General features: G+C 36.4%; 15 protein-coding genes. 3 read left to right on the top strand and 12 right to left on the bottom strand.

The window, feature by feature from the left end:
- Positions 1-35: 35 nt before the first annotated feature.
- Together WCV66_RS26385 and WCV66_RS26390 are read left to right on the top strand one after the other, a co-directional pair.
- Positions 36-530 (top strand): antibiotic biosynthesis monooxygenase, encoded by a 495-nt coding sequence (locus WCV66_RS26385; protein WP_338787470.1) that lies wholly within the window; start codon positions 36-38, stop codon positions 528-530.
- A gap of 519 nt (positions 531-1,049) precedes the next feature.
- The gene (locus WCV66_RS26390) at positions 1,050-2,438 is read left to right on the top strand and encodes a hypothetical protein (protein WP_338787471.1); all 1,389 of its coding nucleotides are present in this window, start codon (positions 1,050-1,052) and stop codon (positions 2,436-2,438) included.
- Positions 2,439-2,528: 90 nt separating this feature from the next.
- On the opposite strand, the gene WCV66_RS26395 is transcribed toward WCV66_RS26390, so the two are convergent.
- The 11 genes from WCV66_RS26395 to allC all read right to left on the bottom strand — a co-directional run bounded on the left by WCV66_RS26395 (position 2,529) and on the right by allC (position 15,186).
- A complete protein-coding gene (locus tag WCV66_RS26395; RefSeq protein ID WP_066336737.1) occupies positions 2,529-3,059 on the bottom strand; it encodes a chromate transporter in 531 nt (176 codons plus the stop codon).
- A complete protein-coding gene (locus tag WCV66_RS26400) occupies positions 3,056-3,631 on the bottom strand; it encodes a chromate transporter (RefSeq protein WP_066336746.1) in 576 nt (191 codons plus the stop codon). Before WCV66_RS26400 ends, WCV66_RS26395 begins: the two co-directional genes overlap by 4 nt.
- A 463-nt stretch (positions 3,632-4,094) precedes the next feature.
- Positions 4,095-4,544, bottom strand: a complete 450-nt coding sequence (locus tag WCV66_RS26405) for an Lrp/AsnC family transcriptional regulator (protein ID WP_066336748.1) — start codon at positions 4,542-4,544, stop codon at positions 4,095-4,097.
- Positions 4,545-4,648: 104 nt separating this feature from the next.
- A complete protein-coding gene (gene ggt / locus WCV66_RS26410) occupies positions 4,649-6,229 on the bottom strand; it encodes a gamma-glutamyltransferase (RefSeq protein ID WP_338787472.1) in 1,581 nt (526 codons plus the stop codon).
- Positions 6,226-7,473: an MFS transporter gene (locus tag WCV66_RS26415; protein ID WP_066336758.1), complete on the bottom strand. Its 1,248-nt coding sequence runs from the start codon at positions 7,471-7,473 to the stop codon at positions 6,226-6,228. The genes ggt and WCV66_RS26415 overlap by 4 nt, the downstream gene beginning before the upstream one ends.
- A gap of 363 nt (positions 7,474-7,836) precedes the next feature.
- Positions 7,837-8,820, bottom strand: a complete 984-nt coding sequence (locus tag WCV66_RS26420; protein WP_338787473.1) for an aldo/keto reductase — start codon at positions 8,818-8,820, stop codon at positions 7,837-7,839.
- Between the two features lie 176 nt (positions 8,821-8,996).
- Positions 8,997-10,379 carry an allantoinase gene (locus WCV66_RS26425; protein WP_338787474.1) on the bottom strand — a complete coding sequence of 461 codons (1,383 nt, stop codon included), beginning with the start codon at positions 10,377-10,379 and terminating at the stop codon, positions 8,997-8,999.
- Positions 10,380-10,411: 32 nt separating this feature from the next.
- Positions 10,412-11,275, bottom strand: coding sequence for a fumarylacetoacetate hydrolase family protein (locus WCV66_RS26430; RefSeq protein ID WP_338787475.1), 864 nt, complete (start codon positions 11,273-11,275; stop codon positions 10,412-10,414).
- 141 nt (positions 11,276-11,416) lie between these two features.
- Positions 11,417-12,580 carry an amidase gene (locus WCV66_RS26435; RefSeq protein WP_338787476.1) on the bottom strand — a complete coding sequence of 388 codons (1,164 nt, stop codon included), beginning with the start codon at positions 12,578-12,580 and terminating at the stop codon, positions 11,417-11,419.
- Between the two features lie 105 nt (positions 12,581-12,685).
- Positions 12,686-13,927, bottom strand: a complete 1,242-nt coding sequence (locus WCV66_RS26440) for a pyridoxal-phosphate-dependent aminotransferase family protein (protein ID WP_185653987.1) — start codon at positions 13,925-13,927, stop codon at positions 12,686-12,688.
- 14 nt (positions 13,928-13,941) lie between these two features.
- Positions 13,942-15,186 (bottom strand): allantoate deiminase, encoded by a 1,245-nt coding sequence (gene allC, locus WCV66_RS26445; protein WP_338787478.1) that lies wholly within the window; start codon positions 15,184-15,186, stop codon positions 13,942-13,944.
- Positions 15,187-15,399: 213 nt separating this feature from the next.
- Here allC and WCV66_RS26450 point away from each other — a divergent pair, with 213 nt between their 5' ends.
- Positions 15,400-17,037 (top strand): PucR family transcriptional regulator, encoded by a 1,638-nt coding sequence (locus tag WCV66_RS26450; RefSeq protein ID WP_338787479.1) that lies wholly within the window; start codon positions 15,400-15,402, stop codon positions 17,035-17,037.
- Positions 17,038-17,252: 215 nt separating this feature from the next.
- Here the strand turns inward: WCV66_RS26450 and uraH are convergent, their stop codons facing one another.
- Positions 17,253-17,606, bottom strand: coding sequence for a hydroxyisourate hydrolase (uraH, locus tag WCV66_RS26455; protein ID WP_338787480.1), 354 nt, complete (start codon positions 17,604-17,606; stop codon positions 17,253-17,255).
- Positions 17,607-17,612 lie beyond the last annotated feature (6 nt).

The raw sequence follows: 17,612 nt of genomic DNA on the forward strand, positions 1-17,612 counted from the left end.
GTCAATAAGCATATTTAATGATGAGGTGATGAGTGATGAAGCTTTACATAACCTATGGGACTGTTGATTATTTAGCTAAACTTGCTAAAGCACATATCGACAAAAACCTGCGACTTATGGCAAACACTGATACTGGAGTCTTATTTCACGAAACTGAGCAAAAGTCTATCTTTAAGGAACCAAAAACTTATGATGTATTAGATTCAACCGGAAAACTATCAAATGGAAAATATGCTGCACTTAACAATATCCCTGTTTCATATGAAGGAAGACCACTATTTGAAAAGCGATTTAGTGATCGAGCACGCCTGATCGAAAAAGAACCTGGCTTCTCCGCTATTAGAGTGCTACGTCCTTCTAAAGGTGACACCTATATCATTTTAACATTATGGGAAAACGAACATTACTTCACTGCTTGGCAGAAATCTAAATCCTTTGATACTGGTAGTATAAAAAGTAGTGTTGGAATCCCTCAACCATTTTCACATCCACACTATGTCACAAAGTACACTTCAGTTGAAATTGACTAATCATTATCATTCCCTCTGCAAATAATTTGCGGAGGTTTTTTCATTTTTAGCATGATTCTTAGATTTTCATGAAAGTTCCTTTTATTAGGCTCTTTTCTAAAAGATTGTTGTTTTTGAACAAAACTGATTAGGTTGATTGGAACGGATATGCGAGACTCCTGTGGGAGTAGCGGGACAGATGAGACCCCGCAGGCGCTTCGCGCTGAGGAGGCTCATCGCCCGCCCCACGGAAAGCGAGCATCCTGGAGTGCCAATCAACCAATCCAATACTATTTTAAAAGCAACAAAGTTTGCGAAAACAGCCTTTTATTAACATTACTAATATTAGACATCTTGTGCACATCTGACAATATTTCCTTGGAAATGACAACTTGTTTCTACATAACATTACCCTAAAATTCCACAAAATCTCACCATATGCAGGAGTGAAAATTATTTATCTAAACACATCACATCCTATTTCACTCATTCATACAGTATTAAAAATCTACAATAGGCGTTTGCTGAGGAGTGATACAAATGGAGGTAGATATTACACTCATACATTGGATTTATGTAGCTTTTATCATTGCGATCATAGGTTTTATGCTCTTTCGTCGAGATACAACCATTGTATGTATTGTTGGGATTCTTTTACTTGCGGCAGTATCAACGTTTTCTTTAAATGATTCTATTAGCAGTTTATTTAATAGCTTTATCTTTGCAATAACAGAACTATTACCAACCATTCTCGTTATTTCAATTATTGTCGCAATGAGTAAAATATTAACGATTTCAGGAATTAATGAGGTGATGATCGCACCTTTCTCCAAAGTAATTAAAAATCCAACCACTGCATTTTGGACCATAGGACTGTTAATGATGATCATCTCATCTTTCTTTTGGCCATCACCAGCTGTTGCTTTAATTGGTGCAGTATTATTACCAGTTGCGGTTAGAGCTGGTCTCCCAGCATTAGGTGTTGCAATTTCGATGAACTTGTTTGGACATGGGATCGCTCTTTCAGGTGATTTCATTATTCAAGCTGCACCAAAACTTACTGCTGATGCTGCTGGAATTCCAGTTGGAGATGTTCTTAATGCGAGTATTCCCCTTGTGCTTACAATGGGAATTGTAACGACAATATCTGCTTATTTTATATTAATGAAAGATATTAAGCTTAATAAACCATTTTCAAGTGTCTCACCAACTTACCAAACACAAGAATCTGCTCTTCAGCTATTATCTACAACATCAAAGAAAATCCTCGCTTTGTTGATTCCACTTATTTTTCTATTAGATGTGGTAATAATGTTCACGCTTAATTTACAAGGTGGGGATGCAACAGCATTAATTGGAGGAACTGCACTAATCATTTTAATAATCACTACATGTTTAGCACACAAAAAGCGAGGGCTTGAAGAATCTACTAACTACCTAATCCAAGGATTTCAATTTGGCTTTAGAGTATTTGGGCCAGTCATTCCAATTGCCGCGTTTTTCTATCTAGGGGACGCAGGGTTTTACTCAATAATCGGCGAATATTTACCGCAAAATTCTCAAGGGATTGTGAATGATCTAGGTGTTGCTCTCGCAAATGTAGTCCCATTAACTCCAGAGGTTGGAGCAGTTACATTAACAGGTGTAGGAATTTTAACAGGACTCGATGGCTCAGGCTTCTCAGGCATTTCTCTTGCCGGCTCTATTGCACAATTGTTTTCAACAGCGATCGGTGTAAGTGCCGCTACCCTCACAGCGTTAGGTCAAGTTACCGCTATTTGGGTTGGTGGAGGTACATTAGTTCCTTGGGCATTGATCCCTGCAGCTGCGATTTGTGGTGTCGACCCATTCGAATTAGCAAGGAAAAATCTTCTACCTGTTTCAATTGGTTTGGTAGTGACAACGATAGTGGCGATGTTTTTGTTATAATAAGGTTTAACAAAAAAAATCTAACAAAGACTTTTAATTAAGAGTTTGTTAGATTTTTTCTATATATATTTTTAATATGATGAATTCATTTCACGTAATAAAAATGGCTCCATACCCCATCGCCCCAACAATGACAAGAGCTGGGTGTACCTTCCATTTCTCTAATAATAAAAAACTGATAATAATTAAAAAGAGTGATTGCCATAAACCCGAATCCATGTAAGAAGTAGAAAAGAAACTAAAGGCCATGACCCCAAGTAAGACAGCAATGGTCGGTCTAATAAAAGTGGTCATTCTTTTAACCTTTGGTGAATCTTTAAATTTATATAAGAAGCCTAAAAGTAAAATCATTAAGATAAGTGACGGAGCTACAGTTGCAAAAATCCCTACTATTCCTCCAAGGATACCACCTTGTTGATAGCCAATATACCCTGCCATCTTTGTTGCAATTGGGCCTGGAAGGGCATTTCCTAAGGCAAGCACTTCACTAAACTCATTAAGATTCATCCATCCATAGTGATCGACAACCTCATTTTCAACTAATGGTATTGAAGCTGGTCCACCACCATATCCAAGAATTCCAGGGATAAAAAAGGCGAGAAAGATTTCCCAATAAATCACGAAGCATTACCCCTTTCAATCTTACGTTCTTTTTTAGGATCTTTATCCTTCTTTATGATAGCTGCGAGTAAAAGCCCACCAATTAAAATGGCTGGATGTAATCCAAAGATCTCCATTAAGAAGAAACTAAAAATAATGAGTATAGAAGACTTTAACCATCCTAAGGATTTCTGAGATTTTTTAAAAAAGTCCCATGTTAATGTAGCCAACATGACGCCTACTACCGGTACTACTGCTGCTGTCATTCCCTGAACCCAAGGATAGTCTTTTACTGAAGAGATTGTTGTCAACAAGAAAATCATTAAAATAATTGTAGGTACGATAGTCGCAAGAGTCGCATTAATTAGTCCTACAATTCCCGCTACTCTGTAGCCAATATAACCAGCCATCTTTGTTGCAATTGGACCTGGTAATGTATTACCTAAGGCTAGTACGTCTGCAAACTCATCATCACTCATCCATTTATATTTATCCACTACTTCTTTATGTACAAGTGGAATAGAGGATGGTCCTCCACCATACCCTAAAATTCCTACACGAAAAAAGGCTAAAAATAACTGTAGATGCTTCATATTATCCCCCTTTGCTTTTCTTTTCTATAATTCAGGTAAATAACTAGTAAGATTAAAACATACTTATTATTCCCCTAATTCTTTTTCAACTTAGTTTTAAATTCACATCTAAGATCATTATATTTCCGATTGTTAATAATATTCATAAAAACAACTAACAAAGTAAGGCGAAACTAATTATTTATGATTATATAGTAAATACAATTGATTTTCTAGATACTAAATAGAAAAAATATAATAAATCTCATTTGGAAATAAACAAATAGGCTGTTTCTACAAGATTATTGCTTTTACAGAACTCTTTTGGATAAGAAGTAAAGACGAAAGTTCTCTGAAAACAGCCAAAAAATAAGATTGACTCAAAAGCCCCCCTCTCTTTCTCCTATATAAAACAGGAAAAATAATGGAATTTAGCTTTAAGTCAACCTTTACATAAGTCATGTAACTTGAGAGTACTATATGTCTATAATTTCATTCCACTTCTGCTTTTGAAGCGGCGAAGCAATATATGACTTTCTACCCTTGTGATTCCTTCAAGTGAATACAACTCATTATTTATAAACTTTTCTAATGCAATAAAGTCATCAACTAAAACATGCATATGTAATGTGCTCGGGCCTGTCATTTGATAACAACTTGATACACAAGGATTATCAGCAAGCTTTTGGGCAACTTCTACTAAGAATGAAGGCTCACAATCAACTTCAAAGAAGGCTGAAACATTCTTCCCCATTTTCTCTGAATTAATAACAACACTAAACTTCTCAATAACATCATTTTTTATTAATTGATTAACACGTTCACGAACAGATACTCTGGATAAATCTAGCTCTTTCCCTATATCAGAGTAAGACATTCTTCCATTAGCAGTAAGTAGCTCAAGTATTTTCCTGTCAATATTATCTATTTTCAAATTAGACCCATCCTTTAAGAATTTATAGTATGAGTATAATATTAACAGGTAAATGATGAAAGCCTTCCAAAAATATCATGTGTAAAAATATCCTTCAGATAGTTTTACCTTCCAACAGCTGCACCATCACTTCTGGGATCAACACCACCGTGTAAAAAGCCCTGATCGTCTATTAAAATTGCATTTGCATGTCCCATAATACCATCTAGATCATTTACTCTATTTACACCATGTCCAGATTTCATTAGTTGCTCGATTACCTCTAGGCTAACTCGCCCTTCAATTTTAAGTTCTTGTGTTTCTTCACCCCAAGTTCTTCCCCAGACGAATCTAGGCTCACTGATCGCTTGCTGAGGATTCATACCATAGTCAATCATCCTTGTAATCATTACCGTTTGTGTTTGCGGTTGCCCTTCACCACCCTGTGTGCCATAAAGAATCCGAGGTCGTCCATCTTTAAAAGCCATAGCTGGCATTAGTGTATGAAAGGTTCTCTTTTTAGGTTCAAGACAATTAGCTCGTGATGAATCAAGAGAAAAGAATGATCCTCTATTTTGCATAATGATCCCTGTATCACCTGCTACAACTCCTGATCCAAATTCAAAGTATAAACTTTGAATAAAGGAAACCGAGTTGCCTTCATCATCAACTACAGCTGCATGCGCAGTATCACTTCCTACAGATTGAGTCTGAATATCCTTTGCCTTATCAAATTTAATTGAATTAGCCATTTCTTGAGCATAGGCTTTACTTAGTAATTTATGTAATGGAATCGAGTGGAACTCCGGATCAGTTAAAAATTGATTTCGATCTTGAAAGCTTCTTTTTAATGATTCTACTAATAAATGATAATATTCATAAGAACCTTCTTGTAAAGATGCAAGATCAAAGTTTTCTAATATATTAAGAGCCATTAATCCCACGAAGCCTTGAGAATTAGGTGGAACCTGATACATATGATAACCTCGATATGTCGTTGAAATCGGTTCAATCCATACACCCTGATGTTCAGCAAAATCCTCCTCGGTGAGCAATCCACCTTTTTCTTTTAAACTTGAAATAATTCGCTTTCCCAACTTACCTTTATAAAAACTATCTCTTCCATTTACTGAAAGACATTTCAAAGTGTTGCCTAAATCTTTTTGGACAAATTTTTCATTTATATTAGGTACTGTTTCATTGGGTAAGAATATTGCAGCTGAATCTATATCTTTTTGCAGTATATCTATATTTTTCACTGTATTTTCATGCTGATCCATTGAAAAAGGAAACCCTGACAATGCATACTCTATAGCTGGTTCAAGTACTTCCCCTAATGATAATCTTCCATACTCTTTCAGGACAGCATCCCAGCTGTCTACCATTCCGGGTACAGTTATGATACTTTCTATCCCTCTATTTGGAATAGAACTCTTTCCTTTATATACGTCACGCGTTACTTTTGATCCCGAACGACCACTTCCATTATAAGCACGCACCTTTTGATCATTGACACTATAAGTAAGCCAAAAGGAGTCACCTCCAAGACCTGTCATATGTGGATAAACCACAGCAAGACATGCACTAACGGCTACTGCAGCATCAAAGGCATTCCCTCCTTTTTGAAGAATTGTATTTCCAGCTTGTGATGCTAAATAATGAGGACTCACCACCATTGTCTTACTCCCTACAATTGCTTTATTCATCCTATTTTCTCCTCCGTAACTAAGTTACTTTTTATTACGTTTGTTTTAAAATTGGTTGTTGCCTTTACTTTATTGTCAGTAAAGATAAACATAATTGCCCCAATGATCAAAAGTCCTCCAGAAAGGTAAAAACCGAATTCTAGACTTCCAGTTTGATCAGCAAAATATCCTGTAATATACGGTGCAAAAATGGAAGAAAGCATACCACTAAAGTTAAAAAAACCATATACTCTTGAATACATTGAAGATGGTGTAATATCAGCCATATATGATATTAATACTGGATCAAGTGCTAATTTCCCCAGTAATCCATAAAGGCATAATCCTACAAGAAGTAAAGAATAGTTTTCTATATATGGAATGGCAAATTGACACAACGCTCCAGCAAATGCTAATACGATAATTAGTGGCTTTTTGCTTTTTATTTTGTCTGACAAGAACCCAAAGATAATTGCTCCTGGTATGGATGCCCATGGTACTAATGATGCAATGACTCCAGTTTGCGAAGCTTCAACTCCACGCGCCGTTTGCAAGTAGTAAGGAAGCCATGTCAGCATTCCAAAAAATCCATATAATGAACAAAAGATTAATATATAAACTAAAATATGATTCTTGGTAAATAGCTGTTTGATGCTGCCCTTTTCCTGTATTTCCTTTCCTTGTTTCGGCTCTTTATCCCGATTATCTTGGACAAAGATTCCAATTAAAATCGCGACAATGATAGTTGGTACTGCAAAAACGTAAAATGGAAATTGCCATCCTTTATTTAATGTGTAAGTAAAATAACTAGATGAGATAAAACCAAGAGAAATACCGAACGCCATTCCACTATTAATAAGAGCCGAGACTAGCCCTCTATATTTTTTAGGAGTGATGCTCGAAGAAATTCCATATTGTGAACCATAATATGTACCTTCACCAAGACCAGTCATTGCTCGCATCAATAAGAAAAGACCAAAGCTTGCAGCTAATCCACTCATATATGTTGCAATTCCAAATAAAAGATATCCAACAACTAAAACTTTTACTCTTCCAAACTTATCTGCTAAAAACCCAGTTGGTATCTGCATAAAAGCATAAGCAGCGAAAAACACTGTTGACATTAAACCTAGCTGAGCATTGTCTAACCCCCACTCTTCACCAATGCTCCCCATAACTGGAGAAAGTATATTCCGATCTGCATACATAAAGACCCAACCTAAAAAGAACAGAAAAATGACAAAAGCAGGATGTGTTTTTCTCATTAATAAAACTCCCTTCTATTATCTGAATATTGTGATCATTATAGCAACATTTTTTTCAGAGAAGGGAGTTATTGTCACATATTCTTACATGGTTTTTTGACATTCCGAAATACTTTTGAATATTTTCCATTCGTTTCGTAGTTAAATTTAAATTATTTGTTTCGAAATGAAATAATTTCATTCCATCAAATTAGTGATTAAAATCTAGCATGTTAGATTTACTTCACCATTCCTTTACTAGGGCTTGCTAGAAAACTGCAAGTATTAAATCACTATATCTTTTAATAGACAAAAAAACCGACTCGGATCTATTAATAGATCCGAGTCGGTTTTTTTCTAATTTTATGAATAGTAAAGTTCTGACTACCTACGAAACTTTTCAAGAAATCTTGTCGGGTATTCACTAGGTAGCTTACTAACTTTGTCAAGGTTATCCCAATGTTCTTCACTTAACTTCCAACCTACACTTCCCATATTTTCTTCAAATTGTTCTAAACTGCTTGCCCCAAATATAGGTGATGTAATTTCCTCTTTGTTTAATAACCAGTTCAATGCTACTTGAGCAGGCGTCTTATCAATTTCATGTGTCACTTCTTGTACAGCTTGTAATATTTTAAAGTTCTTTTCATTGGATCTATATTCCCAACTTGATTCCCCAACACCATTTGAAAGCCTGCCACTTTTCGGTACATCACCTTTACTATATTTTCCTGTTAAAAAGCCTCCACCAATTGGTGCCCAAGGAATCACACCAACGTTTTCTTCTTTACAAAGTGGAAGTACTTCTCTATCCATTTCACGGTTTAATAGACTATATTGCGGCTGAATCGAAATAAATCGGACAAGGTTATGAAAATCACTATAAGATAAAGCCTTCATCATTTGCCAAGCTAAAAAGTTTGAACAGCCTATGTATCTTACTTTTCCAGAGCTAACGAGGTCATCTAACGTTCTTATTGTCTCTTCAATAGGAGTAATATTATCCCAAACATGAAGCTGATATAGATCAATATAATCTGTATTTAAACGCTTTAGACTCTGGTCAACTCCCTCTAAAATACGACGACGCGAATAACCAAAATCATTTGGATGTGGACCTACACGCATTCTTACCTTTGTTGCTAATACAACTTCTGAACGTCGATCTTTAATTGCCTTACCAACAATACGCTCAGATTCCCCACCTACATAAACATCTGCTGTATCAATAAAATTCCCGCCCTGGTCTAGAAAGCGATGAATCATTTTAGTGGAATCTGCTTCATTTACTTCCTTCCCAAAGGTCATTGCCCCTAAACATAACTCTGACACTAACAAACCGCTTTTTCCTAATACTCTGTATTCCATTTTTTACTCTCCCATCTCTTTTTTACTGCCTATTCATTTTTTATATTCGAGATTCAGGTGTTTATTCCTTTAAATTATTAAAATGTGAAATAGTTAAATTTATTAGTGAAAATAAATTTACAAAAGTAAAAAACCTTTCTCTGTTCGAAGAAAGGTTTTTTCGCTATCAATAGAGCCTAGACTGATTTAATTGATGCATTTTCACATGGCTTTACCCAACGGCCATTAGGAATCGGGGCCACTATTACTCCCTCTTTAAATACCAAGTTGCCTCTATTAAGAGTTCCCTCGATTCGGCATGGGAAAGTATGTCCTATATACAAGCTTTGTTTATGCTTTGCATAAAAGTTTTCTTCCGTAACTGTATGTGATTCATTTAATGTGATAATTGCTAAATCAGCGTCTGCGCCTATAGCTATTTTTCCCTTTCGATCCGCAAGTCCGAATCTTTCTGCTGATGCTGATGCTGTCCATTTTGCTACTGTTTCAAATGGTATTTTATACTTTAAGGCAAGCTCAATCATTGACAACAACGTAAACTGTCCGCCACTTATTCCACCCCACGCTTGAAACAGATTATAAACATTAGGATCTTTTAATTCATAAGGACATGGGGAATGATCTGATGAGATCATATCAAATTTATTTTCAAGTAAAAGAGAAATTAAATTTTGTTGCTCTTCTTTTTCACGTAAAGGTGGAGCACATTTAGCGATCGTACCTAATTCTCTTAAATGTTCATGGTTATATAATAAATAATGAGGGCAAGTCTCAACCGTTATATTCATTCCTTTTTGTTTTGCATGCTCAATCACTTCAATTGCTTTAGCAGAGCTTATGTGTACAAAATGTAAAGGACAGCCAGTTAGTTCTGAATAGTAAATGGCACGTTCTACGGCTTCGACTTCAGCAATTATCGGACGTGACTCTAGATAATCATCTGCACTGAATTTCCCTTCTTTTTCTTTCTCTTCTTTTAACCAGTTCGTAATTGTAGCACTTTCTGAATGAAGAGCTAACACCTTACCCAGTTTTGCGATGATTTTCATACCATTCAATAAAGTTAGATCATCAACTGCCTCAAACTCTTTATTTCCTGTTGAAGAAAGAAACGCCTTAAAGCCTATCACACCAGCTTCAGCAAGAGCTTCTAAATCCTTTTCATTTCCCGGAACAAGACCGCCCCATAAGCTAAAGTCAATAAAGGATTTTTCATTCCCAATCTCCGCTTTTGTAGATAATGCCTCTAGATTTACGGTTGAAGGAATTCCATTTAACGGCATATCAAAATAAGTCGTGCATCCTCCTGCTACCATCATCATCGAACCTGTATGGAACCCTTCCCAGTGTTCTCTCCCTGGTTCACTAAAGTGGACATGTACATCAATCATTCCCGGAAAAATATATTGATTTTCAGCATCCCATTCTATAGCTGCTTTATTCATTATTCCCTTTTTCACAATTGCAATTTTTCCATCTTTTATTCCAATATCAGTTTCTGTTACACCTGTAGGAAGAACAGCTTTTCCATTCTTAATCAGGATATCTAAATGTTCCATACTCACTCTCCTATGATTAATAAATGTATTATCTAAGAAACTCCCGATACTGGGTTTCGTAACGGTTTAAATCCTTGAATATGACATTCAACCACATCCCCGTCACGAATCACTACAGATCCAGGAGTGCCAGTCATAATAATATCCCCTGGATGTAAAGTCATAATATGAGAAAAGAAGGATATAATCCACCAAGGTTGATACATCATATTCGCAACGACATTACGGTGATGTACTTCTCCATTTAAAACAGTTTCTACAGAAAGATCCTTTATATGAGAAAATTCATCAACAGTTATAAAATATGGACCAAAGCTGAAAAACGTATCAAAGCTTTTTGATCGCTGCATATAACGGGGGTTTTTAGCATGAATATCCTTTGCAGTCATATCTAAAGTAGTAGTAAAGCCAGCGACAACTCTAGAGGCATCCTTAACATTTACATCTTTGCAGGTTTCTCCAATAATGATTGCAAGCTCCGCTTCAGCTGTAACTTCACTAGACTGAGAAGGTAGCATAATGGATTCCTCTGAACCAATTAAGCTAGTGTCTGGCTTCATAAAAATGACTGGTTCTTCTTCCGGCGGCTTCCCTGACAATTCTATTGCTTTTTCCATATAGTTCATACCGACTCCCCAGATTTTCCTCGGATTTCGGTAGAGTGGTGCATATTTAATTTCTTCTAAAAAATGAGGGAATTGATCCAATTTATTCCCTCCCTCTTCTTTATACCAAATAGTAATTTCAGCTAATTCCCCCTTTTGTAAAATACTAAAAAGGTCTGTACTCCAGCTTTTTCCGGCTATCTCATTTATCGTTTTAATTGTTAGAACTTTATCACCAGAAATAATTGCAGCGACCTCTTCTCCTTCTGCATACACAGTTGCTAGTTTCATATCAATTCTCCTTATTTTAATCGTTATATCACTTTATGCCTTTTCACAAGTAATTAAGAGCTTGATTAACAGATTAACTAGAAGTAAAAGGTAGGTAGAATAAGACTATGCGTTCTTTATGAATTTTCAGACATTCATTTACTAAAAAAATTCATTCACAAAGCTCAATAATTTCAAGTCTTGATTGTGATTAGCGATAAAAGATAATCCTATCGGCAGCCCATTCACTTTTGTTAGAGGAAGCGTAACCTGTGGTAAGCCAGCCAAGCCAGCAATACATGATAGCTGCATGGTTTTTGCTCGATATTGCTCTGCTTTTTCTCCATGTAAATGAACCAATGGCGCTGCTCCAGGAGCAGTTGGAATGACTAATAACCCTTCTTCTCCTAAAAGGTTTGATAACGATTCGCGAATTTTTTCTCTTAAATCATATCGGGATTTGTTCTCACTCTTTTTCAATGTACTTGTCCAGTGGAATCTTTCTGCAATACCAGGGCCAAATTTTGGATTCTCCTTACGAATCCATTCACCATGTTCTTCCCATATCTCAATTCCTTGAATGATACGAAACGTATTCGCCCATTCTGCTAAACCCTCTTCTGATATATGTATCCACTCACCGTCTTCCATTCTCTCTTCAACTGAAGAAATATAAGCTAATATTGTCTCTTTGTTTTCTTTATCCAACAACTCCCAAGCATCTTTCCCTAAGAAAATCTTATTAAAATTCCCCTTCCCACTTTGACCCTCTATAAGAATATGACCGACATCAAGTAACAACTTTGGTTGCCTAGCCATCCAGCCAACAGTATCAAAGCTTTTCGCTAAAGGAATAACGCCTTCAATTGGGACTGTACCGTAAGTAGGCCGAAAGCCATAGATCCCACAATAGGATGAAGGGATACGAACAGATCCGCCTGTATCTGTGCCTAGAGAAAAGTCTACGAGCCCAGAAGAAACGGCAACGGCCGATCCACTAGAAGATCCTCCTGGAATATGACCAGGTGCCTCAGGGTTCATAGGTGTACCATAATGAAAATTCTCACCATTCAAGCTGTACATAAGTTCATCAGTCTGTGTAGTCCCCTTAAGCTTTGCCCCATGATTGAGGAGGCGTTTTATAGCCGGTGCATGTTGTTTTGCTGGATCATGTGTTCGAAGCCAATCAGGATTCCCTGCTCCACTTGTATAATCTTCAATCGCAAATACATCTTTTACCGCAAACGTTAAACCGTCTAACTTTCCAGACGCTGTTTGTTCAATGACCAAATCCTTATCTACGAATGCATTCCATTTATCAATCATCATCGTTCCTCCACATGAACAGAAATTGGCTTTCACTTCAAATCATCTTCCTAAGTTATCTCTTGACTCAGACATTTATTTTTATTGCAACCATCCATTTTCACACTACTTCACTATTAAATGAGGTAACTCATATACATTAAGTGCCGCTTGTAATCCTTGCCCTACCTGGACTGAAGCACCGTGACGAATAAGGACACCCTCAAGAGCAGCCAGAACAAACAAGATATTTTCTTTTCGGCAGCTATATCCCATCGTCCCGATCCTCCAAATCTTCCCTTGAAGAGGACCGAATGAACTAGCAATCTCAATTCCAAACTGCCTGAGCAACATCATTCTTACTGACTCACCATCGATACCTTCAGGAATGTTAATGCATGTGACCATAGGCAGCTTCCAGGGAACATCATTAAATAACTTCAAACCCATTGCTTTAATTCCTTCTACAAGTGCTTTTTCATGTAGAAGATGTCGTTCAAATCGTTCTTTTAGTCCTTCTTGTAAAACAATTCGTGTTCCTTCTCGTAATGCATAAAGCATTGAAGTTGCTTCTGTATGATGATTCAATCTTCTAGGTCCCCAATAATCTTGCAGTTGACTTAAGTCAAAATAGTTGCTGCGAATTGGCTGCTTGACATCTAATAAATCATCCTCTGTCGCAATCCCCTTTTCTACTTTTTTCCTTACATTGATGACTTGTTCGATACGATCATTATACGAAATCGGTGCCATACCTGAAGGAACAGACAAACACTTTTGAGTTCCACCTATTACTGCATCAAGCTGCCATTCATCTACTTTTACTTCTGTTCCGCCGATGGTTGCAACTGCATCAACGATACATAACACATTAAGCGCTCGGCAGGCAGGCCCAATCTTATCTAAAGGCTGCATACAACCAGTTGAGGTTTCACCATGTACTATTGCTACTACTTTTGGTTTCACCCTTTTTATCTCATTTATAATTTCCTCTTGATCGAAAACATCTCCCCATTCACATTCCATAATGTGAATATCAGCACCACTTCGCTCAGCTATTTCAGTTAACAAATGTCCAAATCTACCATAAATCGGGATTAACACTCTATCTCCCTGTTCAATAACGCTGCACAACACAGCTTCAATACCCGCACGAGATGTTCCATCGATTGGAAATGCCCATCTGTTTTTTGTTTGGAACACTTGACGAAGCATCTCCATTGTTTCATTCATTATCTGTGTAAAAGCTGGATCAAATTGCCCGAGTACCGGCGTACTCATAGCACGCAAAACTCTAGGGTCCACTTCAACAGGTCCAGGAGTCATTATGGTGCGTAATGGGGTATTTATTTCATTAAAAGCAAACATTGTCTTCTCCTCCTTTAATAAGCTAATTCATATAAAAGCTTTATTAATAGTCGAATTCCTTTTTCTAAATCCTCTGTTCTAGTAAATTCATGCGGCGAATGACTTATCCCTTTATGACTTGGTACAAATAATAAAGAAGTTGCACAAAATGGACTAAACATTTGTGAATCATGTCCTGCCCCGCTCGCCATTTTTTTATATGGTATTTGATCTTTCGTTAATATCAACTCAGAAATTTCAATCAACTTCTCGCACATTTTAGTTGGCTTTTCATCCATCCAATTTTTAATTTTTAAATCAGTAGTATGTCTATCAGCAATAGACTGGAACTCCTTAAACAAATTCTTTGAAAATTGGTCAATAACATCCTCATCACTATGGCGAATATCTACCGTAAATGTTGCCTTTCCTGGTATAACATTTGCTATATTCGGCTCTAAATTCAGTTGACCAACTGTTGCTACTAAATCTGAATTTGTTTCTTTTGCTCTCTGAATTAATAATTGTATAAGCCCAGATGCCACATACATTGCATCTTTACGCCAAGCCATCGGTGTCGTACCCGCATGGTTGCTCTCCCCAATAACTGTGATTTCATATCTTTTCTGACCAACAATATGACTTACAACTCCAATAGGCATTGCTTCTCTTTCTAATACCTCACCTTGCTCTATGTGTAGTTCAATAAAGCAGTCAAGGTCATTCCGCTTAGGTTGTCGATACTTACCTTGACCAAACCCTGAATCCTGCATCGCTTTTATAAAAGAAATATTTTGTAAATCCACTAAATTTTGAACATCTTCAATAGTTCTTACACCAGTGATACTACCAGATCCCCAATATGTCATCGGGAAGCGACTTCCCTCTTCTTCACATAATGAAACAACTTCTATATTCTTTTTAGGAAGCCCATAAGTTTCATATAAATACTGCAAAGCTATCATACCCGCAATAACACCATATGCACCGTCATACTTCCCACCATCAATGACAGTATCAATATGAGATCCAGTTAAAATAGTTGTTGTATTTTCTCGACTACCTGGTAATCTACCAAATAGATTTCCGACATCATCAAAATAGACATCCAATCCAATTTTGTTCATCCGTTTCTCAAGTGCTTTTTGTGCACATCGCCACTCAGTTGAATACAATTGTCTTGTAACACCATTACTTTTGCTTTTTCCGAATGAACCTAACCATTCCACCATCTCTTCAATTTGTTCAAATAAGGCAGGTGACTTCTCGTTAATTACCAACCTAACCCCCCCTAGTCCATTCATTTTTTCTATCATAAATTGTTATAAATAATAACATGATTAGTTATATATATTGATTTTAGAATAAACATCCTTTAAAATCATTCACATATATGTAGAACATTTACTAAATTCATTGTTTATAGTATCTAAAAAAATTTCATTATTAATATAAGTAACTTGTAAACATCCAGATTAGCAGGAGGAGAAAACATGAGATTAAGTGAATTATTAGAACTTCCCGTGTTTAATGGCGCAGTTTTAATCGCAGGAAAATATGGTGTTGAACGCGAAGTAAATACAGTAAATATGATGGACGCTCCTGATATTATTTACTTTTTAAAAAAGGATGAATTACTCGTTACAACAGCCTTTCATTTCAAGGATGATCTCGATTCACTTTTACTGCTTATTAGAGAGATGAACAAGCAAGGATGTTCAGGATTAGGAATTAAAACAAAGCGTTTTTTACAGGAAATACCAGAATTGGCTATCTCACTTGCAAATGAACTCCACTTCCCACTTTTAGAATTACCTATTCACACTTCACTAGGTGATATTGTAAATAAGTCACTCAGTTACATCCTTGATATTCGCACGAATGAACTGCATCATGCCATGCAAACACATCAACAATTTACAAATCATATTATGAGTGGGCAAGGAATACATAAAATCCTTGATAGTTTATCCTCCCTTATAGACTTACCTGTTGTCCTACTCAATCATCAATTACAGTTAACCGGAAGAAAACAGTTTCACAATCTTCCTTTTTCTGAAAACCTTGAGTCGTTAATATCCACAGGTCATTATTTTCATTTCCCTAAAACAACGATGACCGCTTTTTCATTCGTAAACGGAACTCGAGAGACAATCACACTTTTTCCTGTTTATACACATAAACAGTATAGTTACCTATGTGTATTAGGAACTGTACAATTATCTGATCGCTCAACGATTTTAACCATTAAACAAGCAACAAATGTTATTGCTTTTGAATTAATGAAAGAAAATGCACTAAAGCAAAATACAAGACGAATCCAAAATGAGTTTTTCACTAACTTTATTAAAGGTGCATTTACCACCACTGAAGAGGTAATCAGCAGGGCTAAGGAGTTTAAACTAGCAAACGAACAGCGATATATTTGTGCAGTTGGTAAAATAGATGATGAAGATAAGAATCTTACATTGCTGCAATACCAGACCGAGGAGGAACTGATTCATGATACAATTGAGTCAGAACTTCAACGATTTCACCAAAAAATACACATTTTCACAATTGATCAATCATACCTCTTACTATTGGAAATGAAAGGCGGATGGAAAGAGATTATTCAACCGTTCCTTTCACTCTTAAAGAAAATACAAATGAAAATTCACTCTCACTTCCAAGAGGACCTTTCATTTGGTATTAGTAATTACGCCGAACAACTCATCCATGTACCCGTTTCGTACAAAGAAGCAATTGACGCCCTTTACTACGGAAATATGTCAGGTAAAAAACAATTTATTGACATATACCAACCTAAGGAGGTTCCAGAAATTCTCCGTATGGTTCCTTTTGATCAATTAAAAAAGTTTTATACTGATACTTTCCAAGCATTTGCCAATGAACCAAAAAGAGATCATCAAGTACTACTTCAAACATTGGCTGTTTATTTAGAAACACATTGTCAAATGTCCGAAACTGCAAAACGGCTTTATGTACACCGTAATACTGTGATATATCGTTTAGAAAAATGCGAGGAGATTATTGGCAGAAGTTTGAAAGAACCAGAAGAAACATTACGATTGCGCTTAGCTTTTAGAATTAAGTCTTTAATTCAAGGGAACAGCCAGCTATTTCAATAGTAAGGAAATACAATCGAATAAGTGAGGCTGTACTCATAAAGGGCCAGACCGCGCCAACACAATATATAGTCTCTATAATGAGTTGTAAGCTACTATATAAGAGTTACGTTAGGATGGGTAGCCCTCTTTGAGTCTCGCCTCCTCTTTCGGACAAAAAGTTCAGTAAACACATCCAAAAACTTAAAAGATATTTAATTAATGAGTTGAGATTCTAGTTAACTCCCTCTATAAACTTGATACCCCCATGGCGAAACAAGTAATGGAACATGATAGTGCGCACTACGATCTGCAATACCGAACCGAATTGACACCTTATCTAAAAACGCAGGCTCCAACAAATCCATACCTTTAGTTCGAAAATAGTCACCAATGCTAAATAAAAGTTCGTATTCTCCCTCTTCGATCTCATCTTCCAATAGAAGCAGCTCTTTTAATCGACCATCCTCATTTGTTGTCGTTGTTTTTAAAATGAAAGTGGATGAGCCTTCAAACCTCGATAATTGTACGGTAACATTCGCTGCCGGGATACCGTGGGTTAAATCAAGAATATGTGTCGTAAGACCTGCCATAGTATC

The sequence above is a fragment of the Metabacillus rhizosphaerae genome, assembly GCF_037201795.1.
In the GTDB taxonomy this organism is placed as follows: domain Bacteria; phylum Bacillota; class Bacilli; order Bacillales; family Bacillaceae; genus Metabacillus; species Metabacillus rhizosphaerae.

What these genes read in the sequence shown, in the direction of transcription:
- WCV66_RS26385 (WP_338787470.1), top strand. Translation starts at nt 36, where the DNA reads ATGAAGCTTTACATAACCTATGGGACTGTTGATTATTTAGCTAAACTT.
- WCV66_RS26390 (WP_338787471.1), top strand. Translation starts at nt 1,050, where the DNA reads ATGGAGGTAGATATTACACTCATACATTGGATTTATGTAGCTTTTATC.
- WCV66_RS26400 (WP_066336746.1), bottom strand. Translation starts at nt 3,631, where the DNA reads ATGAAGCATCTACAGTTATTTTTAGCCTTTTTTCGTGTAGGAATTTTA.
- ggt (WP_338787472.1), bottom strand. Translation starts at nt 6,229, where the DNA reads ATGAATAAAGCAATTGTAGGGAGTAAGACAATGGTGGTGAGTCCTCAT.
- WCV66_RS26415 (WP_066336758.1), bottom strand. Translation starts at nt 7,473, where the DNA reads ATGAGAAAAACACATCCTGCTTTTGTCATTTTTCTGTTCTTTTTAGGT.
- WCV66_RS26420 (WP_338787473.1), bottom strand. Translation starts at nt 8,820, where the DNA reads ATGGAATACAGAGTATTAGGAAAAAGCGGTTTGTTAGTGTCAGAGTTA.
- WCV66_RS26425 (WP_338787474.1), bottom strand. Translation starts at nt 10,379, where the DNA reads ATGGAACATTTAGATATCCTGATTAAGAATGGAAAAGCTGTTCTTCCT.
- WCV66_RS26430 (WP_338787475.1), bottom strand. Translation starts at nt 11,275, where the DNA reads ATGAAACTAGCAACTGTGTATGCAGAAGGAGAAGAGGTCGCTGCAATT.
- WCV66_RS26435 (WP_338787476.1), bottom strand. Translation starts at nt 12,580, where the DNA reads ATGATTGATAAATGGAATGCATTCGTAGATAAGGATTTGGTCATTGAA.
- WCV66_RS26440 (WP_185653987.1), bottom strand. Translation starts at nt 13,927, where the DNA reads ATGTTTGCTTTTAATGAAATAAATACCCCATTACGCACCATAATGACT.
- WCV66_RS26450 (WP_338787479.1), top strand. Translation starts at nt 15,400, where the DNA reads ATGAGATTAAGTGAATTATTAGAACTTCCCGTGTTTAATGGCGCAGTT.
- uraH (WP_338787480.1), bottom strand. Translation starts at nt 17,606, where the DNA reads ATGGCAGGTCTTACGACACATATTCTTGATTTAACCCACGGTATCCCG.